The sequence below is a fragment of the Agarivorans sp. QJM3NY_33 genome, from assembly GCF_050870865.2.
Lineage (GTDB): Bacteria > Pseudomonadota > Gammaproteobacteria > Enterobacterales > Celerinatantimonadaceae > Agarivorans.
This window is the reverse complement of sequence record NZ_CP194039.2, coordinates 874,103-896,843: the sequence shown is the minus strand read 5'-3', so window position 1 is coordinate 896,843 and position 22,741 is coordinate 874,103. Positions and strand designations below refer to the sequence as shown.

21 protein-coding genes are annotated in these 22,741 nt (G+C 44.7%); 10 read left to right on the top strand and 11 right to left on the bottom strand.

Annotated features, from left to right (window positions below; translation table 11 throughout):
• Positions 1-22: 22 nt before the first annotated feature.
• Both prfC and ACRRSY_RS04005 read right to left on the bottom strand, forming a co-directional pair.
• Positions 23-1,612 (bottom strand): peptide chain release factor 3, encoded by a 1,590-nt coding sequence (gene prfC / locus ACRRSY_RS04010; RefSeq protein WP_432464391.1) that lies wholly within the window; start codon positions 1,610-1,612, stop codon positions 23-25.
• A 427-nt stretch (positions 1,613-2,039) separates the two neighbouring features.
• Positions 2,040-2,933: a LysR substrate-binding domain-containing protein gene (locus ACRRSY_RS04005; protein WP_432454462.1), complete on the bottom strand. Its 894-nt coding sequence runs from the start codon at positions 2,931-2,933 to the stop codon at positions 2,040-2,042.
• A gap of 120 nt (positions 2,934-3,053) precedes the next feature.
• Here ACRRSY_RS04005 and ACRRSY_RS04000 point away from each other — a divergent pair, with 120 nt between their 5' ends.
• A complete protein-coding gene (locus tag ACRRSY_RS04000; RefSeq protein ID WP_432454463.1) occupies positions 3,054-3,788 on the top strand; it encodes an SDR family oxidoreductase in 735 nt (244 codons plus the stop codon).
• Between the two features lie 573 nt (positions 3,789-4,361).
• Here ACRRSY_RS04000 and nhaR read toward each other — a convergent pair.
• Entirely contained in the window at positions 4,362-5,255 is an 894-nt protein-coding gene (gene nhaR, locus ACRRSY_RS03995) for a transcriptional activator NhaR (RefSeq protein WP_432454464.1), read from the bottom strand.
• Positions 5,256-5,370: 115 nt separating this feature from the next.
• Between nhaR and ACRRSY_RS03990 the strand changes: the two genes are divergently transcribed.
• The 5 genes from ACRRSY_RS03990 to ACRRSY_RS03970 all read left to right on the top strand — a co-directional run bounded on the left by ACRRSY_RS03990 (position 5,371) and on the right by ACRRSY_RS03970 (position 8,910).
• Positions 5,371-5,712 carry an HPF/RaiA family ribosome-associated protein gene (locus ACRRSY_RS03990; RefSeq protein ID WP_432454465.1) on the top strand — a complete coding sequence of 114 codons (342 nt, stop codon included), beginning with the start codon at positions 5,371-5,373 and terminating at the stop codon, positions 5,710-5,712.
• 71 nt (positions 5,713-5,783) lie between these two features.
• Positions 5,784-6,458: a Bax inhibitor-1/YccA family protein gene (locus tag ACRRSY_RS03985; protein ID WP_432454466.1), complete on the top strand. Its 675-nt coding sequence runs from the start codon at positions 5,784-5,786 to the stop codon at positions 6,456-6,458.
• A 125-nt stretch (positions 6,459-6,583) separates the two neighbouring features.
• Positions 6,584-6,769, top strand: coding sequence for a DUF2986 domain-containing protein (locus ACRRSY_RS03980; RefSeq protein ID WP_432454467.1), 186 nt, complete (start codon positions 6,584-6,586; stop codon positions 6,767-6,769).
• A gap of 268 nt (positions 6,770-7,037) precedes the next feature.
• The gene (locus ACRRSY_RS03975) at positions 7,038-7,610 is read left to right on the top strand and encodes a thioredoxin family protein (RefSeq protein ID WP_432464390.1); all 573 of its coding nucleotides are present in this window, start codon (positions 7,038-7,040) and stop codon (positions 7,608-7,610) included.
• Positions 7,594-8,910 carry a MipA/OmpV family protein gene (locus ACRRSY_RS03970; RefSeq protein WP_432464389.1) on the top strand — a complete coding sequence of 439 codons (1,317 nt, stop codon included), beginning with the start codon at positions 7,594-7,596 and terminating at the stop codon, positions 8,908-8,910. Before ACRRSY_RS03975 ends, ACRRSY_RS03970 begins: the two co-directional genes overlap by 17 nt.
• 113 nt (positions 8,911-9,023) lie before the next feature.
• Here the strand turns inward: ACRRSY_RS03970 and ACRRSY_RS03965 are convergent, their stop codons facing one another.
• The 7 genes from ACRRSY_RS03965 to ACRRSY_RS03935 form a co-directional block, all read right to left on the bottom strand.
• Positions 9,024-10,313, bottom strand: coding sequence for a DEAD/DEAH box helicase (locus ACRRSY_RS03965; RefSeq protein WP_432464388.1), 1,290 nt, complete (start codon positions 10,311-10,313; stop codon positions 9,024-9,026).
• Between the two features lie 407 nt (positions 10,314-10,720).
• On the bottom strand, positions 10,721-11,185 hold the full coding sequence (gene rimI, locus ACRRSY_RS03960; RefSeq protein ID WP_432460968.1) for a ribosomal protein S18-alanine N-acetyltransferase: 465 nt from the start codon (positions 11,183-11,185) through the stop codon (positions 10,721-10,723).
• The gene (locus ACRRSY_RS03955) at positions 11,158-11,544 is read right to left on the bottom strand and encodes a DNA polymerase III subunit psi (RefSeq protein WP_432454472.1); all 387 of its coding nucleotides are present in this window, start codon (positions 11,542-11,544) and stop codon (positions 11,158-11,160) included. Before ACRRSY_RS03955 ends, rimI begins: the two co-directional genes overlap by 28 nt.
• Before the next feature lie 44 nt (positions 11,545-11,588).
• Positions 11,589-12,452 (bottom strand): 23S rRNA pseudouridine(2604) synthase RluF, encoded by an 864-nt coding sequence (rluF, locus tag ACRRSY_RS03950; RefSeq protein ID WP_432464387.1) that lies wholly within the window; start codon positions 12,450-12,452, stop codon positions 11,589-11,591.
• Positions 12,453-12,530: 78 nt separating this feature from the next.
• The gene (locus ACRRSY_RS03945; RefSeq protein WP_432454474.1) at positions 12,531-13,358 is read right to left on the bottom strand and encodes an HDOD domain-containing protein; all 828 of its coding nucleotides are present in this window, start codon (positions 13,356-13,358) and stop codon (positions 12,531-12,533) included.
• 631 nt (positions 13,359-13,989) lie between these two features.
• The gene (uxuA, locus tag ACRRSY_RS03940; RefSeq protein WP_432464386.1) at positions 13,990-15,168 is read right to left on the bottom strand and encodes a mannonate dehydratase; all 1,179 of its coding nucleotides are present in this window, start codon (positions 15,166-15,168) and stop codon (positions 13,990-13,992) included.
• A gap of 132 nt (positions 15,169-15,300) precedes the next feature.
• The gene (locus ACRRSY_RS03935) at positions 15,301-16,083 is read right to left on the bottom strand and encodes an FCD domain-containing protein (protein WP_432460965.1); all 783 of its coding nucleotides are present in this window, start codon (positions 16,081-16,083) and stop codon (positions 15,301-15,303) included.
• Positions 16,084-16,941: 858 nt separating this feature from the next.
• On the opposite strand from ACRRSY_RS03935, the gene ACRRSY_RS03930 reads away from it, so the two are divergent.
• The 3 genes from ACRRSY_RS03930 (at position 16,942) to ACRRSY_RS03920 (ending at position 19,923) form a co-directional block, all read left to right on the top strand.
• Positions 16,942-18,405 carry a fructuronate reductase gene (locus ACRRSY_RS03930; protein ID WP_432454477.1) on the top strand — a complete coding sequence of 488 codons (1,464 nt, stop codon included), beginning with the start codon at positions 16,942-16,944 and terminating at the stop codon, positions 18,403-18,405.
• A gap of 341 nt (positions 18,406-18,746) precedes the next feature.
• Positions 18,747-19,403, top strand: coding sequence for a hypothetical protein (locus ACRRSY_RS03925; RefSeq protein WP_432464385.1), 657 nt, complete (start codon positions 18,747-18,749; stop codon positions 19,401-19,403).
• A gap of 10 nt (positions 19,404-19,413) precedes the next feature.
• Complete coding sequence (locus tag ACRRSY_RS03920) at positions 19,414-19,923, top strand: YgjV family protein (protein ID WP_432454479.1); 510 nt, start codon at positions 19,414-19,416, stop codon at positions 19,921-19,923.
• 117 nt (positions 19,924-20,040) lie between these two features.
• On the opposite strand, the gene ACRRSY_RS03915 is transcribed toward ACRRSY_RS03920, so the two are convergent.
• Positions 20,041-20,424 carry a hypothetical protein gene (locus ACRRSY_RS03915; protein ID WP_432454480.1) on the bottom strand — a complete coding sequence of 128 codons (384 nt, stop codon included), beginning with the start codon at positions 20,422-20,424 and terminating at the stop codon, positions 20,041-20,043.
• Positions 20,425-20,762: 338 nt separating this feature from the next.
• Between ACRRSY_RS03915 and lepA the strand changes: the two genes are divergently transcribed.
• Positions 20,763-22,556 carry a translation elongation factor 4 gene (gene lepA / locus ACRRSY_RS03910; RefSeq protein WP_432454481.1) on the top strand — a complete coding sequence of 598 codons (1,794 nt, stop codon included), beginning with the start codon at positions 20,763-20,765 and terminating at the stop codon, positions 22,554-22,556.
• The last annotated feature ends 185 nt before the right edge of the window (positions 22,557-22,741 follow it).

Below are 22,741 nucleotides of genomic sequence, written 5' to 3'. Positions count from 1 at the left end.
CTTTTTATTTATCCAAAATTGCTTAGTGTTCCCGAGTCTGGAAGAACTGCACCGCAGGATAACGTTCAATGGCTAAGTTTAAATTCACCATGGTTGGCGCGAGGTAAGTCAGGTTATCCCCGCCATCTAAAGCAAGGTTATCATGCGCTTTCTTCTTAAACTCTTCAAACTTCTTACTATCATCGCAGTCACACCAACGCGCAGTCGCGACGCTGATCCCTTCGTAGACCGCTTCCACCTTATACTCGGTACGAAGCCGGTGAACCACCACATCAAACTGCAATACCCCAACGGCACCCACGATTAAATCGTTGTTACGTAAAGGTCTAAACAATTGCACTGCACCTTCTTCAGATAACTGAATCAGGCCTTTTAACAACTGTTTTTGCTTCAAGGGATCTTTCAATCGAATTCGACGGAATAACTCCGGAGCGAAATTGGGAATACCGGTGAACTTAATCATCTCACCTTGAGTAAAAGTATCGCCAATTTGAATGGTGCCATGGTTATGCAAGCCAATAATGTCACCAGCAATTGCATTTTCTGCAGCACTACGGTCGCCAGCCATGAAGGTAACCGCATCCGAAATGCTGACATCTTTCCCTAAACGTACGTGACGCATCTTCATGCCTTTATTATATTCACCGGAAACAATCCGCATAAAGGCAATCCGATCACGGTGCTTCGGATCCATGTTGGCTTGAATTTTAAATACAAAACCAGAAAAGTTAGCGTCGCTGGCCTTCACTTCACCCACATCGGTTGCTCGAGGCTTGGGTGAAGGCGCCCATTCTGTTAAGCCTTCTAACATATGATCCACGCCAAAATTACCTAAGGCGGTACCAAAGTAAACGGGGGTAAGCTCGCCTTGTAAAAATAACTCGTGATCAAATTCGTTGGAAGCACCTAAAACCAACTCGAGCTCTTCACGCATTTGCTCCGCCAATTCGTCTCCGATTGCCGCCTCAACTTCAGGGTTATCAAGACCCTTAATGATTTGCTCATCTTGAATGGTGTGACCTTTACCTGTTTGATACAAAATCACTTCATCTCTAGGGATGTGGTACACCCCCTTAAACAACTTGCCGCAACCGATTGGCCAAGTAATTGGCGCACACATAATGTTAAGTTCGTTTTCAACCTCATCCATCACTTCCATAGGATCACGAATATCTCGATCCAATTTGTTCATGAAAGTCACAATTGGTGTATCCCGCAGGCGGGTCACTTCCATCAACTTACGGGTACGGTCTTCCACACCCTTGGCGGCATCAATTACCATCAAGCACGAATCAACCGCGGTGAGAGTTCGGTAAGTATCTTCCGAGAAATCTTCGTGGCCAGGAGTGTCTAATAAATTGACGATGCAATGGTTAAAGGGAAATTGCATCACCGAGGTAGTCACCGAGATCCCCCGTTCTTTTTCCATCTCCATCCAGTCCGACTTAGCATGCGTAGCATTGCCTCGGCCTTTTACGGTACCGGCTTTCTGAATCGCGTTGCCGAATAACAACACCTTTTCAGTAATGGTGGTTTTACCCGCATCCGGGTGAGAGATGATAGCAAAGGTTCTTCGCTTGTTGATTTGGTGAAGAGAATTGGGCTCTGTCATTAAGAATTCTTTTAGTTTATACACAGATCGACAAACCGTTTAGAAATCCCGCTCGAGGGCTTTCTCTAGTCGAATCTGTAATGTTAATCATAATTGGGCGCTATTTTCACCGATCTTGACTTTATAAACAATCAATGCTTATTCAGTCCCGCTGATTTAGGCTCAGTAAGTCGTAATGCAGGCTTAATTTTTACATGGCTTAGAGTTCTTTTAGTGTACACACAGATTGGCAAACCATTTAGAAGTCCCTCTCGAGGCTCTGCTCTGGGCGAATCTGCGATGTTAATCATAATTGGGCGCTATTTTCACCGATCTTGACTATATAAACAATCAATGCTTATTCAATCCCGCTGATTTAGGTTCAATAAGCCATAATATAAACTTCACTTTTATACGCTTTCACTAACTGCAGGCTAGCTTGTATTCGCTATCTTTTATTCTCTTGAAACTGGCTTTTAAGCCACTGGATAAATACCCGGGTTCTGGCGGAAAGATGTCGATGATTTGGATAAACAATGGATACTGGCATCTGTGGAGGCGGAAAGTCCGCTAACACCTCAACCAAAGAACCATTTGCGAGTTCATTCACCAAACGATATTTGGGCACTTGGATTAAACCTAAACCCGCGACAGCACACCCAGTGTACAAATCTGCGCCAGCAACTGAAGTTCTGCTAGCTAAATTGATAGATACATACTTGTTTTTTAACTTAAACGCCAAGCTTGAAGGTTTAGATAACTGCGCAAAAGAATAACCAACAGCAAGATGCTCTTGTAAATCATCCAGCGACTTAGGGATCCCAAAGGCTTCAAGATACGCAGGGCTTGCCACAGTGACTTGCGTCATTTCAGCTATTTTCTGAGCAATCAGCGAGGAATCTTGCAGTGGTCCAGCCCTGAGGACACAGTCGACTCCTTCATGGACGAGATCGATTAACTTATCATCTTCAGCGATGTGTAGCGTAATATCCGGGTACTGGCGAATAAAGTCAGCAATCTTGGGCATCACAAAGTACTTTGCCAAAGTGCCTTGCAGATTTACCCGCAAATGACCTTTAGGTAAAACCTCCAAAAAGGAAGATTCAATTTCCTCTAGATCTGAAAGTAGCCCAACACATTGCCGATAATAGGATTCACCTTCATGAGTCATATGCACTTGCCTGGTAGTTCGTTCTAACAGGCGGATCCCTAAGCGACTTTCAAGTCGCTTGATTATATTTGTCATCGTCGGCCTTGGAATACTCAGGTCATCCGCCGCTAAAGCAAAACTGTTACGCTCTGCAATCCTCACGAACACCTGCATCTCTTTGAATCTATCCACCCACTCACCTCGACATTATTAATTTATTTGGAATTATTAAGTTAAATAATGGGTAATTATTAAGCATTGATATAACCATATACTGGCCATAATCTTTTAACAACTCATGAGTAATGCAATATGTCTCAGTCAAAAATCGCCCTTGTTACTGGCGGCTCCAAAGGAATCGGTGCTTCAATCGTAAACAAATTAGCCGCTGAAGGTTATGCCGTCGGCGTGAATTATTCATCAAGTGCAGATGTGGCAGAAAGTCTGGTCGCAGACATTAAAGCCAGTGGAGGAAACGCTATCGCGGTACAGGGTAATGTGGGCAACTCAACAGAGGTCGCACACATGTTTAATGTTGTCGAGGAGAAATTGGGAGCGATCTCGCTATTGGTGAACAATGCTGGAATCATGAAACTTGCTCAACTCTCTCAGAGTGATGAGGAGCTGTTTGATAGCCAAGTCGCCGTGAATTTTAAAGGCACCTTTAATACCCTGCGCCTCGCTGCAGAACGAGTCACAAATGGAGGACGGATTATCAACCTGTCCACCAGCATCGTAGGACTAAAACTAGAAAGCTACGGCGTGTACGCGGCAACTAAATCAGCGGTAGAAACAATGTCTGCAATACTGGCAAAGGAGCTTCGTGGACGTTGTATTACAGTCAATACCGTGGCTCCCGGCCCTACTGCCACTAATTTGTTTTTAGACGGAAAATCACCACAATTGATTGACCGTTTGGCAAATATGAACCCATTAGAGCGCCTTGGCACCCCACAAGATATTGCCAATGTGGTGATGTTTTTGGCGAGTCCAGAAGGTGGCTGGATAAATGGTCAGGTTATTCGCGCCAATGGCGGTATGATTTAAACCAAAGTAAGAAGCAAGACCCCGAACATCATCACTAAAGCTCTCTATCGATGTCGCTCCAGGCGCCACCGTGACAAGAGGCGTTCTTTTCGATGTGCTTAGCTGAATGCCTGTTTCAGCCAATTCCAAGCTGATATGCGCAGTTGTTATATGACCGGCCGAGTGAGAGCGTGGTGCCATGGTGGTTTATGGTAAAACCACCAACGATTGCAGTGTGAGTGTTGCGCTTTGCCTACACGAACTAACGAGCAAGCAATGCGAACTTTAAGCACTCACTCATTAATCACCTCGACACATACAACGCCGATGGAACGATCAGCGATTAGCGTTGCTAAAACAGGATGGGGATATTCGAAAACCAACATATAGCTGGCCCGAACCGAGAGGAATTAATATTAATTGCCATTCAAATACCATTCATTATTTAGGGTGTTAGGAAGACTCTGAATAATCAAAAATTCGCCATTGAGCAATCACGAGCAAACACCTGCGTTCGCTGATTTTTGCTTGTTATTGTGATGAGCAAGCAATATTAAACGCTAAATCTAAACAAACTCTGTGAGCATATTTAGTCTATTTTTTTAGCCACTCTCTGGCCGCTTCAGTAATCGCAAGCACCGCAGGATTGGATAAACGTCGTTCCGCCGAAATCGCAAAAAACTGCTCGCGTACCACATCACTCGCACCAATCACTTCTGCACCATATTGCGCCGCGACTTCCGCGGCAATTGCACTCGGCACAAGAAACACCCCGACCCCGGCTTGACCAAAAGCCTTCATTAATGCGCTATCGTCAAATTCGCCCACCACTCGCGGATGAATGTGAAGTTTATCCAGCCATTGCAATAAACGCACATGCATCACACTACTCTCACTAGGGATCAATAACGGCGCACCATGTAAACTATGAGGAAAATCACCAACCAAACGCTCGGCTAAGCTAGGAATGGCGAGAAAGCTCACACCACATTCCCCCAAAGAGTGATTAAAGCCTCTAACCCCTAAACCTGGGGGAACTGGCGCATCGGCGATCACAATATCTAAGCGATGTAAGGCCAGTTCGGCCAGTAAATTATCAAGGCTACTCTCTCGACATATCATACGTACCGAGTCCGCCAAATTGAGCGCCGGTGACAATAGACGATAAGCGATGGATTTAGGCACAACTTCGGCAATCCCAACTTTCAATAACTGTGGACGCTGTGCAATTTTATTGCGCATCGTATCTTCAAGTTCATCACCCAAGGAAAAAATCTCATCGGCATAACTCAGCACCAAACGACCAATTTCGGTTAACTCTAGGTTTCGCCCCACCTTGTTAAACAAGGCTTCACCAAAATGCTGTTCCAGCAACGTAATTTGTCCACTAATTGTCTGTGGCGTTATATGCAAGCGCTCACTGGCACGAGCTATTCCGCCTTGCTTGGCTGCGACCCAAAAATAATGCAGGTGCTTGTAATTAATCACGAATCAAATACCTCGTTTTATACGAACTATACAACAACTATATTCGAGTATACCTGCCAATGAAAGCAACATAAGCTAATCGCTCTAATCAGTTTTTATTGGTGAGGAGAAGCAGATGCAAATAGACATGCAGTCACGTCATTTACCCCTAACACCGTCTTTACAAGATTATATTCGCCGTCGGCTACATTTCGCCATGGGATCTCAATACCAACGTATTAAGCGCATTATGGTGAGACTTTCCGATACGAACGGGACGCGCGGTGGCAACGATAAACGCTGTCAAATATTAGTGAAACTGAGTGGTCAAGCAGATGTGGTGATTGAGGATACTCAATCGCAGATCAGTGTTGCAGTTGATCGCGCGGCCAGCCGAGCCAGCCGCACTGTAAATCGTAAAATAGCTCGAATACGCAACAAAGCGTTACGCGCACCGCTAATCAGCGAACCGATATAAACGACCAAGCGCACTTTGAGCGTTATTTACCACAAACAACTGAGCGATTCGCAGTAATAAGGAATACCAAAATGAACACATCACCTTTTTCAAATGCACCAAGCACCACCAACGAGAGCGTGCTGGCAAGTAATAAAGTGATCCGTAATACTTATACCTTATTGTCCATGACCCTGCTCTTTAGCGGGCTGATGGCTGCCACCTCGATGGCTCTAAACCTCCCCCACCCTGGTTTAATCCTCACTATGGTTGGCTATTTTGGACTATTGTTTGCCACGACAAAATGTCGTAACAGTGGCTGGGGCTTAGTCTGTGTATTTGCCCTAACTGGTTTCATGGGTCTCACTCTAGGGCCGATTTTAAGCAGCTACTTAAGCCTACCAAATGGTGGCCAAATTGTGATGCAAGCTATGGTAGGCACCGCCGCCATCTTCTTATCATTATCAGCTTATGCACTCACCAGCAAAAAAGACTTCAGCTTTATGGGTGGCTTTTTAATGGTTGGTATTTTGGTGGCGTTTCTAGCCGGATTAGGTGCGATGCTGTTTAGTATCCCAGCCCTGTCATTAGGTGTATCGGCGATGTTTGTATTGCTGATGTCTGGACTGATCCTCTATGAAACCAGCAACATTATTCACGGTGGAGAAACCAACTACATTATGGCGACCGTCACCTTATTTGTTGCCATCTTTAACTTATTCACCAGTCTGCTGCAATTGCTTGGCTTTCTTAATGGCGATGATTAACACGCTTTAGTCCGCGTCAAAGGGCAGCACCAATGTGCTGCCCTTTCTGTTAACGCTCAACTATGCGAAGAAAACACGAATTTGTTATCCTTACAGGCATAAATAATACCTTGAACGAGCCGTAGATGAATCGTAAAAAGAAAATTAACGAAACCCTCAAAAAGAAAGCAAAAAAGGCGAATGCTAAAAATCAAAAAACCAACAAACCTCGCTACGTCAGCAAGGCCGAACGAGCGACCTTAGCTGAACGAGACGCGGGCATCCCAAATGATCCCCCCTTAGCTGACAGCGAGTCGCCAAATCAAGCCTAAGCTCTTGAAATTGAATCATTCATCAAAATTGACGTCATTAATTACCATTTAAAACCAATCGAGAAGTAAAACATCCCGATTGAAGCAGAATAAAATCGTAAATTTGTGATAAATAAATTTAGTGCGGAGTCGGTTTAGCTGAATCGCAGACTCAAGCCACACTTTTCAAGTACTCAGTTGATTTTCTAATGTAATTCAAGCTTACTGATACAAAGCCGATATAGACTTGTAGCCGCATCGTCATTGTGAAATAAGAAGAGCAGATGAGATGAACTTAGCACCGATAAAAAAAACATTTTTTAGCCTGCTACTGATTGGACTCGGTGTAGGCGCTCTAAGTTACATTTTTATTTATCATGTAAAAGATAGAGGTGTCAGCGCTAAAGATGGCTGGTTGTTTGATATCGATGGCTATTACAGTGCGATTCGCGAATCAAAGCTGAGCCAACGTCCGGTATTTCTATATCTGCGGCGTAAAGCCTGCCAACGTTGCTTAGCGTTCGAACAATACTACCTGAATAACCCCGAATTAAAACGAGTATTAGCGAATTATGTAAAGGTGCAAATCCTTACCGATACCGACCGCCGTCATCGATTATTTGCCGAACGTTTTAAACTCAATACCTATCCATCTGCATTTATTCTTTTCGACGACAATCACCCGGTTTCACTATATTTAGTGTTAGCGATGCAACAAATTTGGGTCGCCCAAGATAATATCAATAGTGGTAATTTTATGCCGCTCTCTGAAGCGAGCTTTCGTTTATCTCTCAGCCATGCAACAATACTGGCCCAAGAAGCTGCGCTCAGGGAGACATCTACCGGTGACTCAATTCCTTAACGTTCAAGTAGTTGCGTGTCTATTGGCAAGTCTATGCCTCACCAGTTTACCATCTCATGCCAACCCCATACTTGATGGCCCACAACAGCACGACTGGGGCATTGCAATAGGTCTGCGTCATGCGAGTATTCCCTACACTTCTAACATTAGTACCGTGTCCGATGTAGTTCCCTTATTTTATTATCGAGGAGAGCGACTGTATTTAGATGGCTTAAGCGCTGGCTATAAATTATGGAAAGAACAAGACTTTGACCTCGCGCTAATGGGGCGTTACCGTTTTTTCGACATTCCGGCGAACTACCAAAACAAGATACGTGGCGATGGCATCGACTTTGGTTTAAGGACTCAATGGCGCTTTAAACCCGACTATTCGCTCAACCTAGAATTATTGAGTGACGACCTCGGTCACTTTCACAGTCAACTTGAGCTAACCTGGCAACAATTCTATCAAGCTTGGTATTTCGAACCCTATGCCTCAGCCCACTTGAAGAGTAGTAACTATAATACTCGCTACTATGGCCTTGAAATTTTTAAAACCAAAGCCGATACCGACTTAAAAATGGGCATCAATTTACGTTATCAAGTGTGGCGAGACTTTTACTTAATGGCGAAGGTTGGCGCTTCTTATCTGGGTAAGCGCACTCAAAATATCCCGATCATCGATCAACGTTTTCAATATGAAAGCTTTTTAGGGATCAGCTTCTTTAATTATCAATATTCAAATACATCCAGCAAATGGCCAAAGGGGTACTTACAACTCTCCCACGCCTGGGCAACACCATCGAATCTAGGGGACATCATCCACTTTAAAGCGGAAAAAGATGAATATAACAATCAATTAACTTCAATTTTTTATGGACATTTACTCAGTAAGACCCTACTAGGTTATCCCGTTGAAGTATATCTCACGCCCGGCTTCGCCTATCACTACAGCTCGGCGGTTCAAGATCCGATCCTAGAATACATCTTGGCATTTAAAGCCTATTACACCTTTCACTGGCCATTACGCTGGCGATTTGGTGCTGCAGAAGGTTTATCTTATACCAGCAACATAACCTACCTCGAAGCATCAGAATTAGGTGAGGAAGGAAAGGGTTACAAGCCTAGTAAGCTATTAAATTATTTGAACTTTTCTCTAGACCTTAACTTAGGTGATTTACTCAATAAGAAGCAACTAGAAAATATTTGGGTAGGTTACAACATCCACCATCGCTCGGGGATATTTGAAAACTCTTCACTATTTGGCCGTATTAAAGGTGGTAGCAACTACCAAGGGCTACATATTCAATGGACCTGGTAGTCTAGGTTACGCAATATAGTTCGAATATTGTGGTTCCGACAGTCAAACAAAAACAAGCCTAAGTATCAAAATCTCTGATAAATCAATTTATCGAATACTGGGCTCTAAGCTTTTTATTTATTGCGACTTCCTTTGTTACGGCTTCGACTCGATGAACTCCCACCACGCTTCCCACGCCCCTTCGATTTTCTTCGACCTTGAGGTGCTGGATCGGGCTCAAAATTACCATACTCCTCATCATCGGATACATCTACTGTGACCTTCTCTTTGGGGGTGGGCACAAAGCCTGGAATGAACTCCCGCTTAAATTTACCACCAATCACACGTTCAATCGCCGCTAACTGCTTGGCTTCATCTTCACTAAACAATGAAACCGCCAAACCAGAGGTACCTGCACGCCCGGTACGACCAATACGATGCACATAGTCTTCCGGTACATAAGGGAGATCAAGGTTAACCACACAAGGCAACTGATGAACTTCAATCCCCCGAGAGGCGATATCAGTGGCGACTAAAACGGTTAGTTCACCATTTCTAAAACCCTCTAAAGCAAGAGTGCGGGCGTGCTGAGTTCGATTAGCATGGATTGATGCGGCACTAATCCCAGCGTTTTGTAGCTGAGTAACCATGTTATCGGCGCCTACTTTAGTACGAGTAAAGACTAAAACTTGATGCCAATGATTACTTTTAATTAAGTGGATCAATAGCTCGCTTTTACGCGCCTTATCGACTGGATAGATAAGCTGCTTAACCGTATCAACGGTACTGTTGGCAGCGGTTACTTCAATCAAAACAGGGTTATTTAACATCCCCTTCGCAAGCAACTTGATCTCTTTAGAAAATGTTGCTGAAAACATCAACGTTTGACGTTTACTCGGGAGCAAGCTTTGAATGTGACGAATATCGTCGACAAATCCTAAATCCAACATCCGATCAGCTTCATCCAAGACTAATATCTCAAGCTGTTCAAAGTTAATCGCGCCTTGATTATAAAGATCAATCAAACGACCAGGAGTCGCAACCAGCACATCCAAACCACTTTCCAACTGAGCTATCTGTGGTTCAATCCTCACGCCACCAAACACAGCCGCAGAGCGAATATTCATATGCTGGCTGTAATTTTGAACGCTCAAGACCACTTGAGCGGCAAGCTCTCGGGTTGGCGTAATCACTAAAGCCCTTACCGAATGAGTCTGTGGACAAGGGCCACCTGATAATAGCTGCACCATAGGCAGGGTAAAACCAGCCGTTTTTCCAGTGCCAGTGTGTGCCACTGCCACCACATCACGCTGACTAAGTACCACCGGAATCGCTTCAAGCTGTATTGGAGATGGTCTTACATAACCTTGCTCGGCAACGCTTTTCAACAGCTGAGCACACAAGCCTAAAGAGCCAAATGACATAGATAAATCTTCCTTTACAGCATCACGCCAAGCTCAAGCGCACAGCGTCAGTATCCAAATAAAATGCAAAATGTTGAGACAGCCATTTTATACATTGGAAAATACCGACAAATAATAGGGCGGCCATCCTAACAACAGAATCAAGCTCAGTCGACAACATCGACTCAAATCAGCTATTTTGCGCAATCTTGCAATGAAAACGCCAAGTATTGCGAATTGAGTAAGCGGTTTAGTCAATTCGAAGGCCATGATGAACCGCCAAAGCGTGAGCGCTTTGCGTGCTTTAATAACGACGATGCTAGGCTAGTATCGGGAATACGAGCGCATGAACAAAGCCAATCGCATCCTGCATACACTGATGTAAATCATCAGTTAGTTTAAAGGAGCAAGAAAACAAATTGATAAATCTAAACAGTGCAACAATATTGCATAATCAGGGCATCTTCTCGGCCCAGCTTATCGCAGGGGTAATATCCTTTACGACAATCAATTTCAACAAACTGAAAACGCTGATATAGACTCTGAGCAATCACATTACTGCGACGAACTTCCAGCATAATTTGCTGCCATTGTTGCTGCTCAGCCAACGCAAACATCGCTTGCATCAGGCGCTTACCTAAACCCTGCCCTTGATGTGCTGGATCAACGGCCAAATTAATCAATTCTGCGTCTCCGGCGACCACCCGTAAGATCATATAAGCTAACAAATGATTTTTGTGCCACAGACCCAAATTACGGTACAAACCACCAAAATTACTACTGAGTAATTGGCGACTCCAAGGATGTGAATGAGCCGCCTGTTCAATATTCAACATCATCGGCACATCCATCACCGACAGATGGCTTACTTCGACTTGAGGAGCTGAGTGCATATTTGCTGCCATAAAATACGTTTTGCCTGGCGATCACTGAGCAGGCGTTGCGGATCACATTCAATCAAGCAAGGGTGAATTGGTGCCGGCTGATGCGGATCTGCCCATAATACCCACGCTTGGTAAGCCGCTGGAAAATGAGCGGCGCTAACGCAATGAACATCCTGCCATTCGAGCTCCATAGCAGCAACAATAGCTTTAAATAGATCGATATGCACTTGTAACTCATCTGGCTCAATCACTATCACCAAAGGCCAAGCCAAGGGCTCAGTCATAACTTGGCTGACGAGGTTAGCACGAGTTTGCCAAACATCAATATCCATCTCAGCCAAGTAGGTCAGCGCCTGCTTATCTAACATTTCACGCCTCTATATCCATCTTCAGTTATCCACACGAACCGTTCTCAACGTGGTTTTTTCTTTAAACTCAGCGTGGTTTTGCCACTGTTTTTGGGAGCATTCTTCAGCCGATGAGTGCTCGTCGCTTGTTTGTTATGCCATACGGTTTTAGCGCCAGATTTGCTCGCTTCAACCGCCGTTTTACTCGAGTGAGCCACCGCCTGATTAATTTCAGACATTTCAGCTTCGCTTAAATTACGCCACTGCCCCGGTCGTAAATCATCTAAACGCACATTCATAATCCGGGTACGCTTGAGCTTCAGCACCTCATAGCCGAGGTATTCACACATCCGACGAATTTGTCGATTGAGTCCTTGGGTGAGAATAATAGTAAACACAAATTTGCTATTTAATTTGACCTTGCAGGGCTTGGTAACCGTATCGAGGATCGGTACGCCGCGTGACATTCGCTCCACAAAACGCTCACTCAGCGGTTTATCCACAGTCACCACATATTCTTTATCGTGGGCATTCTCAGCGCGCAAAATTTTGTTAACGATGTCGCCATCACTGGTTAGAAAAATCAAACCTTCAGAGGGCTTATCCAGTCGACCAATCGGAAAAATACGCTGTTTATGAGCAATAGCGTCGATGATATTACCTTTCACATGACGCTCGGTGGTGCTGGTGATCCCAATCGGTTTATTGTAAGCGATATAAACCCGATCAGACTTATTGCTAGCGATGGCTTTAATTAATTTGCCATCCACGGCAACCCGATCGGTAGGCTGAACCTTGGTTCCCAATTCGGGTTTGATGCCATTAATGGTGACTCGCTGCTGCTCAATGAGCTTGTCTGCTTCACGACGAGAACAAAAACCGGAGTCACTGATAAATTTATTTAGACGTTTTTCGCTTGAGGCACTCACAAAGGGCTTCCACTGGCTAGTTTACCCGCCTATTAGAACACAGGTCGCTAACACCAATCCAATAAATGCGACAACAAGCTAACTAGACATTTGCTCGGCCATTTCACGCCCCTGTCCTCTCACCTTATCGATCGATACATAGTATGACGAAGGCAGAATCAAACGCCCAGAATGGGCATGGCTAACCAAGTAATCGATTTTCGCGGCTTTACTTTCTAATGAGTCCCAGTCTCGATGCACTTTACAGGCAAAGTTCAATACCAACGCCCTGAGCGGCTCAATAGTCGCTAAATCAGGATTCATATAAAACTCAATGGTATCCACTAAACGCGGTGCAAACTTCCAGCTGCGGGCCAATTCCGCGCCCAATTTGGCAGTTGTCGTCCCCAACAAACGCCGTTGTAACTCAAGCTCATCTTCACCTTCTGCCACCCTCGCGAGAATTTCGCAGGCAATATCGGGAACCAAACTATGGATCATCAAGTCGCCAATGTTGTGCAAAATACCAGCCGTAAACATCTCGTTGGCATCGATCCCAACTTTATTTGCAATTTTACTGGCGATAATCGCAATCTCGAAGGTATCTCCCCAATATAATTTCATGTCTAAGGTTTTAAATCTTGGGAAAGCATTGGTCAACCAAGAGACCACAATCATTGTTTTTAAAGGGATAACCCCCAAACGGATCACCGCCTCGTTGACCGAAGCAATCGTTCTGCTATGACCAAAATGAGCGGAGTTAGACAAGCGCAATACCCGTGCGCTAATCACTTGGTCCATCGAGATTTTCTTGGCGAGCACCGCAAAATCGCAATCAGGGTGATTAAGCATGCTCACTAACTCTTGCACCACGCTCGAAACTTTCGGTAATTCATTAACCCGGGCAAGCAATTCTTGTTCGGTCATCCTAACCTCCCTGCCACCAATATCATTGCTGAGTGTCGGCAGACTCACTCAATATGTCGATTTAAGGACGAATTTTAACTACTAATTCAACTACTAATATAGCTGCTTTAAGCCAGTCGAGTAACTTTGAGTTGACGAATTGTTAAAATATGAAATTTATCAGTATTTGATAACACACAATAAAGATAAATCTGCGTAAGCGCAAACCAACGTTCACCCGGCCAATTAGTCAGCGACAAACTAGTGAATATTGTAAGTAAAAAAGGCACTACATCTGTAGCGCCCTACTTATAATTAAAGTTTTATGATTGATCGCTCAGACGATGAGCCAAAGAATAGATTCGCAGGCGACCGATTCAAGTGTCAGCTAAAGCATAAGCTAATGAGCCAATCGAACTAGCCAAAATGACGCTCCGCTAACCACACGAGTTTTAGCCCTTCGAACACCGCATGGATCAGCACCGACTACAAATATTCATCAACTGTCACTTCACTGTAGCGGCAAAATATCGAGCGAGACACAAATCTGCGCTCGAGACTCAAACGGGCAATCGAATCACAGCGAAGTGGCATAAGCACTCACCAGCAGATCCAGCTTAAGAAAATGTTTAAGATTCGCTAAACAACCCGCTTAAAAAAAAGCGCGGCGCAAAGCGAGCTCAAGGCCACGGACTTCAGCAAGGCCCTTCAAACGGCCAATTGCCGAATAACCAGGGTTAGTTTTTTTATTCAAATCATCGAGCATTTGATGGCCATGATCAGGACGCATTGGGATCAGTCTTTGTTCCCCCTGCTGTTTACGGCGATGCTCTTCTGCTAACAGCGCCATGACGACCTGATACATATCAACATCACCCTCCAGATGAGCCGCCTCATGAAAACTCTTCGAATTCTCTTCACGCATAGTCGAACGCAGATGAGTAAAGTAAACACGCTCACCATGTTGCTTAATCATATTCACCAAATCGTTGTCACCACGTACCCCATAAGAGCCAGTACACATGGTAATCCCATTCATTTTACTGGGAACTTGTTCAGTGAGAAAATTAATGTCTTCAATGGTAGATACGATGCGCGGCAAACCTAGAATAGGTCGTGGAGGATCGTCCGGATGAACCGCCATTCTCAAACCATAAGCTTCGCAAACGGGCATTAACTGCTGTAAAAAATAAACCATGTGTTCACGCAAACGATCTTTAGTAATACCCGCGTAACGGTCCAACTGAGCCTGAAACTCGGTGAGCGTATAGCCCTCTTCTGCGCCCGGCAAACCTGCAATAATATTGCTGGTCAGTTTAATCACATCTTGTTCAGACATTTTCTGAAAATATGCCAGCGCCTGTTGTTGCTCATCTGCGGAATAATCTTTTTCGGCCGCTGGTCGTTTAAGAATATGTAGCTCAAACGCGGCAAAAGCGATTTGATCGAAGCGTAGCGCTTTGGAACCATCAGGCATTTCGAATGCCAAATCAGTGCGAGTCCAATCTAAAACAGGCATGAAATTATAACATACCGTATCGATGCCACACTGCGCCAAATTAGTCAGGGTTTGCTTGTAGTTTTCGATCCATTGTTGGTAATCACCGGTTTGAGTTTTGATATCTTCATGTACCGGAACACTCTCTACCACCGACCAGCTTAAACCTTTCGCTTCGATGATTTGCTTACGCTTTAGAATTTCCGGTTTACTCCATACTTCCCCATTAGGAATATGGTGCAAAGCATTCACAATTCCGGTCGCCCCCGCCTGACGAATATCGTCGAGAGACACCAGATCATTGGGACCATACCAACGCCAAGTTTGTTCCATTACAACCACCTTTTTATCTATATAATCAATTTACTTCACCATCGTAGTGCCAACGATGAAGCAAACTAAAAATAGCAATTCATTGCAAAATTTAAGTCATAGCAATTTTGGAGAACCAACAGGGGCCGATCATCATTTCCCCAACGACACCACCGGATTCGAGCTAAACAAATAGCCGTCAAAACTGGGGTCGTCAATGTCTGAGAGCTCCAATAGTCGCTGTTTTACATTTTCAAGGTGTTGCCACATGGCATTTTTAGCCGCTATCGGATCTTTACGTTGCATCGCCGCCAAAATACGGGCGTGGTCAGCAAGCCACTCTTCACGATAAGCCGTATCAGTAATGTATGAATGAAGAACTTTCCACATTGGACTTTGTTCTCTGCGCTCCCAAGAATGCTTCAGCATATCCACCAAAACCGAGTTTTGCGTCGCCTCGGCAATGCTTAAATGAAACAACTCATCGCCACTGCTATTACAAGAGCCTTCGGCCAGTTCTTTGCGTTCCAGCTCTAAAGCCGCCCGCATCTTCACGATATCGCCTGGAGTTACTTGAATCGCCGCAAATTCAGCAATATTACTCTCGAGTAATTGCCGAGCTTGCAGCATTTCAAAAGGGCCTGCATCATCTTTCATCACATTTTCACGGCCATTCGATTGGTCCGGAATATTCACAACGTAAACCCCAGAACCTTTCTTGACTTCAACTAAATTTTCCAACTCCAGCATAATAATGGCTTCACGCACCACGGTGCGACTCACCTGAAGCCTTTCGGCAATCTCACGCTCAGGTTGTAGACGGTCACCCACTTGGTAATGACCATCCATTAATTCTTGTCTCAGTATTAGACCGAGTTCCTGATACGGTCGTTTCGGTTCAAAAAGCATCATGATCTGCTTATCACTATTGTCCATTACATTATGCGTTCATCATAATGGCCCAAGCAAATTGGTCAACCTGTTTATCTAAAACTGCCGTAACACCTTGTTTTCATGTTTCAATAATCAATTGAATTAATAGCCTTCATCGGCTCAACTGCTCAACAGCTCAACAGCTGGCTTCCCCAATCGCCCTAAAGAAATCATCAATACAGCGGTAGAGCCACGCGTTCTAGGCCGAAATACTTCAGTTGCATCGCCGTTTATTGCTGTATAGCACTCACAGCGGCCAAAGCAGAGCCAGCGTCATCGCTTTACTCTCGAGCAGTAGAAACCTCAAAGCTTGTAAGTTCGATTTGATTCAGCTTCGACGCACATATTCGCGATAAAACAACGCAATGTCAAACCAATATCCACAAATCACCGACCAATACAATTCAACCCAACATTTTGGTTAACCAATTACGTGACACCGATCACCATCTGTTTCATGGCATTTCCTTATAATCCTGACCTAAAGAAGCCCAAGACCATTTATCGTCAAAAATAACTGCTCAACCAAATTTATCACTAGTTACTTTATTCGCTCAAATGGAAAACAACTAACAATTGGTATACCAAAGTTAACAAATTCAATGAACCGAGGGCGATCTTTATCGACGACTGCTATGCGATTTCTCCACAGCTCGATGCTTAGCAAACTCACCAACCAAGCCATGAAACAACAAAGGTGCTTCTATGCAGCTTCGATTATCGCGCAATACAGTGGACTCGATTTCACAAAGCAACCTTTGCCTCCTGGGGGAAGGGTGAGACTTGAAGACTCAATCAAAAATGAATTTTATTATCGATAAACATTCCGCCAGTTTGACTGACGGAAAATAAGGAAAAATCATGAACAATATTGCTAATACCACTCTTAAGGCTGGAGTACTCCGCCCGAGCTACCCTCGATTAAATCTGAAAAGTCGCATTGTCCATCTTGGTTTTGGCGCCTTTCATCGTGCCCATCAAGCCTTATTCACCAACGAAGTATTAGATAAATCCAGCAGTGATTGGGGGATTTGCGAGATCAACCTATTTGGCGGAGAGGAACTAATCCGCCAACTCCGCCAACAAGACCATCTATATACGGTTAGCGAAAAAGGGGCTACCGAAACCACCGTGAAGCTCATCGCTTCAGTAACCGAATCCTTGCATCCCAGCTTCGAAGGCTCGCAGGCGGTATTAGCGAAGATGGCCGAGCCACAAGTAGCGATTATCTCGATGACCATCACCGAGAAAGGTTACTGTGTCGATCCGACAAGCGGTCGTTTAGATCTCAATAATTCGTTGATAGCCACCGATCTGGCTAATCCTCGACAACCGAGTTCGGCCATCGCTTATATCGTTGAAGCCTTGAGAATGCGGCGCGATTTAGGTCGGCGCGCCTTTACGGTGATGTCTTGCGATAATGTTCAAGAAAATGGTCATGTTGCCCGCGCCGCCGTACTCGATTTTGCCCAAGCGGTTGATCAAGAGCTTGCCGCTTGGATCGAAGCAGAAGTAAGCTTTCCCTGTACCATGGTTGATCGTATCGTTCCTGCGGCAACCGCCGAAACCTTGGAAGAAATCAGCCAACAACTTGGCGTTGCCGATCCCTGTGGTATCGCCTGTGAACCCTTTAAACAATGGGTGATTGAAGATAATTTTGTTAATGGGCGTCCTGATTGGGATATCGCCGGTGCAGAATTTGTAAGCAACGTGGTTCCCTTCGAAGAAATGAAACTACGCATGTTAAACGGCAGCCATTCCTTCCTCGCTTATCTCGGCTATCTGGGAGGGTATCAACATATTTCCGATACCATGAGCAATGAGAGTTACCGCCAAGCCGCTTTCGATTTAATGATCAAAGCTCAAGCTCCGACTTTAAACATGCCAGAAGGTACCGATTTACTTGCCTACGCCAAGCAACTGATAGAACGTTTTAGTAATCCAAGTTTAAAACATCAAACTTGGCAAATCGCCATGGATGGTAGCCAAAAGATCCCACAACGTTTTGGTAGCGCCTTGCGTTATCACTTAAACCAAGGCTCAGACTACAAATGGTTAGCAATGGGCATCGCTGCTTGGATGAAATACGTCGGTGGCGAAGATGAAAACCAACAGCCCATAGAGGTTCGAGATCCGATGGCAGAGCAATTGAAAGCGATTTACCAAGCACATCCAGAACAAGCATCACGAGTCAAAGCCCTGCTAGGACTTGAATCCGTCTTCGGTAAAGAGCTTGTGAATCATCATCACTTGGTTGCCGAAATCAGCAAAGCCTACCAAATCATTTGTCAAACAGGCGCTCGCGCGGCCGTGGCTTCCCTATAAACAAGCCGACTCCGAAGGTGGGGCGTCGAAGGATGCATTGCTAAACAAACCCATATCATTGCGAAGCGAATACCCGCTTCGCAATAATCGGCCATCCAAAGATGGCGAAGAATTGTTTCAAATATGGGCAACTGCAATCTTTGCGCACGGCACGGAAAACCATAAAACCGATCGCCATGGATGCTGGAGGTGTATATGCTCAGCTTAAGGAACAAGCGCTTTCACCGCTGAAGAACGAGTATACTGCTTGCTTCAAGCCAAAAAGCTTCCATAATAAACCTTTATTTATCCAGTAAAATCAACCATGATCTCCAGATTCACAGGGGATGAGGCAAGACCGCATGAAACTAGCTCTGCTCTATACTCTAGAGGCCAATATCGCCCTGTTTAAACCCTACCTTGAGCAACACTTAGAGATGAACAAACTCGATATCAAGCACTATGTTCACCCCGAATTACTACAAAGAGCCATCGAGCAAGGCTTAAATGAACAGCTGATTAAAGCTGTACAACAAGTAATACAACAAATCGCACAGGCAGGCGCAGAGCTGATTGTATGTACCTGCTCAACCATCGGAGACATTGCAGAAAATACCCCGAATGTGTCCGCCCGAGTGATCCGAGTCGACCGTCCCATGGCCAATCAAGCGGTTCAAGCCCAGCGAGTGCGAGTATTTGCCGCGCTGCAAAGCACACTCACTCCAACCCTTGAGCTAATCGCCAGCTGTGCCCAACAACAGGCGAAAAACCCCAGAGTAAACGCCGAACTGATCCCTCAAGCCTGGTCCTATTATCTGGCGGGCGACACCGACAACTATGCACGTACCATTGCCCAACACATCAATCAACAGCGTCTCGATGATGATGTCATTGTACTTGCACAGGCTTCGATGGCCCATGCGACTCAATATATTCAACAACCAAATATAAGCATATTAAACAGCCCCGAGTTAGCCGCTCACTACTTACGCGAGCAATTGCAATTCAGTCAAATTTAAAGGAATTATCATGCCAGAATTAAACCTCGCGCAAGTTGTCGGCCTGATCGCTTTCCTAATCGGTATCAGTGCCTTTTTTACCCAAGATGGCCATGCATTTAGACGCCGACTGACCATTTTTCAAATTGTGCTGTGTGGTCACTTTATATTAATGGGGGCTTATACGGCGGTGTTTGCCAGTGCCATTAGCGCGTTAAGAACCTATGCGTCGAGCAAAACTCAGTCCAGCGGCGTCATGTGGAGTTTTATTGCCCTGTTGTGGTTAATGAGTGTGCTGGCGATGCATAATCCCTATGAACTGCTCCCCATTATTGGAACGTCCTTAGCGACTTGGGGGCTATTTAAAACGGAAGGCTTAAAACTTCGCGCCTTGCTTCTATTCAACTCCTTTTGTTGGTTAGGCAACAACCTGTTGTTGGGCTCCATTGGTGGCACGATGATGGAAACAACCTTTATCTTGGTCAATTCCTATACCATCATCAATCTCATCAGAGCCAACAACAAACAAGCGATTGAATAAGTATTCGAGAGAAGCCAAGGGCACGGTGGCTGTAGATGGCATAAAACAATCATAAACGACTATCATTGCGACAGCTTAGGCAAAGGCTTTCACCGCTTGAAGTGCTTATAATTGCAGTTAATCAATGGCGGCTAAGGCACCATTCACACAGCGCATACCTGGTACAAAAGTCAGCTTATCTGCCGACATCTTTTGACCATTGGGTAGCTTAATATGATTAACTAACCAGAGCACACACCCATCACTTAGATTCAGTAAACAACGAACCTGAGAATACAAGTGGCCATCATCAAACACTGAAGATACCGCGAAGGCTTGACCTTGCCACGCTTTTACCGCCTTATCATGACACATCACTAAATCGAGATATAAAATTTCCGGCACCACATCTTTCACCACTTTCAAGCATAATCTAGTACTAGAATAGCTTTGTTTTTCCAGCCACAGTCGATGGCCAATCGCGGTATCGGTCCACTCGAGGATCGTCATTTCTGCGTTCATGTCATTCCTTATCTATTACAGAGGAAACAATGGTATTTTTTAACTAAGCGAGGGTCGACAATCGAATCTCCCTTATTGCTTTCTGGTCACCACATGATCAAACAGTATGGAGTAAGGCATTATACCACCGCCATGCCACCAAACGCTTTTCACACCCACAAAAATGACAGGATCTCCCTACGATAAAAATAATTGACTGAAAATTTTAGCCGTTTTATCATGCCGACGGCTAAAAAATGTATCAAAACGCGCTTTCATGGCGCCACGCTCCCCCCAGCACTTCCTTTAGAAATGCTGATTTTCTGTGGGTTCCCCATATTGATACAAGGCTCCATTCCATGAATAATTCTAACACTCGTAATTTCTGCATCATCGCCCATATCGATCACGGCAAATCAACCCTTGCCGACCGCATGATCGAATACACCCATACCCTCACAGCCCGTGAAATGAAAGATCAAATATTAGATTCGATGGATATCGAACAAGAACGAGGGATTACGGTTAAACTGCAAACCGTTCACATGCTCTGGCAAGACAAAACTGGAAAAAAGTGGCAATTCAATCTTGTTGACACCCCAGGTCATGTCGATTTTTCTTCTGAAGTATCCCGCAGCATTACTGCCTGTGAAGGTGCTATCCTACTGATTGACGCGACTCAAGGTGTACAAGCACAAACACTGGCTAACTTGCGTCTTGCTCAACAACATGGGCTCACAATATTGCCTGTCGTGAATAAAATTGACAGCCCTCAGGCTGATCTTGCGCGGGTGATGACGCAGCTATCGGCAATTGATGGCCTTGCCCTACAACATATCATGCACTTGTCAGCAAGAACCGGAGAGGGTGTTGAAGCCTTGCTTGACACGATCCCAAAACGATTCCCTAGCCCCAGGAGCAATCCCAAAAACCCTCTAAGAGCCTATATTTTTGACTCTCACTACGACTGTTACCGTGGTGCGATCCTGCATGTAAGAATAATGGATGGCAAACTATCGCCAAAGGAAACACTTAAATTCATATCGACAGGTCAGTCATTTGAAGTGATTGAGACGGGTTATTTCATGCCCCAAATGACCCCGACTCGAAGACTCAATACGGGTGATGTAGGCTATATCACTGGGGCTATAAAAGATATTCGCGCGGTGCATGTTGGAGATACAATAACATCACGCCACCAGCCAGCAACAGAGCTAGTGCAAAAGTTCACAGAAATAAAACCAATGGTTTTTTGCGGCATTTATCCCGACCTACAAGGCAATGCTGAAAACCTGAGGTATGCGATGCAAAAACTACAACTGAATGATGCCTCACTCTCCGTAGAGCCTCACGTATCAGAGTCTTTAGGCGCTGGATTTCGTTGCGGATTTCTCGGTATGCTGCATCGAGAAATAATTGAAGAACGCCTTAAGAGGGAATATCAACAACACGTAATCACCACTGCACCAACCGTGAATTACCGGTGTATTTTAAAAAATAACACGATTCTAGAAGTCGATAATCCAGCTCTGTTTCCATCTCACGATGTTCTAAACTATGCCGAAGAACCTTTAGTAAGGGTGAGCATTAGCACCCCCTCTCGTTTTTCGGGAAGAGTTCTAGAATTGTGTGACAGCAAAATGGGGGACTATATGAATATGTCCTACCTTTCCGATGATGACGTTCTCATCGAATACAGCATGCCCCTTGCAATGATGATTAATGGCTTTTTTAGTGAGCTTAAATCTGCCAGCAAAGGCTATGCAACGCTTGACTATAAACCAGATGGTTACAAACGCTCAGAACTAGTTAGAGTTGATATTCATATCGATACCCAAGTTGTCGATGCATTAACCTTTATTAGCCTTCGCGATAGCTCATTTCAGCGCGGCACCGCGCTGGTAAACAAATTGAAATACCTCATGCCGCGTAAACTTTATCCGGTACCTGCCCAAGCAGTGGTTAACAATAAAGCGATTGCTCGCGTAGATATTCCACCATTACGTAAAAATATGCTTGCGTCTGGGTTCAATGGTAGTGTTTCAGCAAAACAGCGAATGATACGCCAGCAACGAGAGCATCGTAAAAATAGCCGAGGGGCTCTAAGGATGGAAATATCTAGGGAAATCTTTAGCGCAATACTCCTCGCTTAAAAATTATTGGTTATATAGCTAACATGAAATGACGCTCCCAAAACTGGGAGCTGATCTTTCAGCCATAATCGATGACCCGAAGCGGAACAACAGATATAAGAACGAAATATCAACTCACTCGTATCAAATGTCATAACATTCAAGCTAATTCGTAAACCTCCTGTCGACTGACAATGGTCGACAGG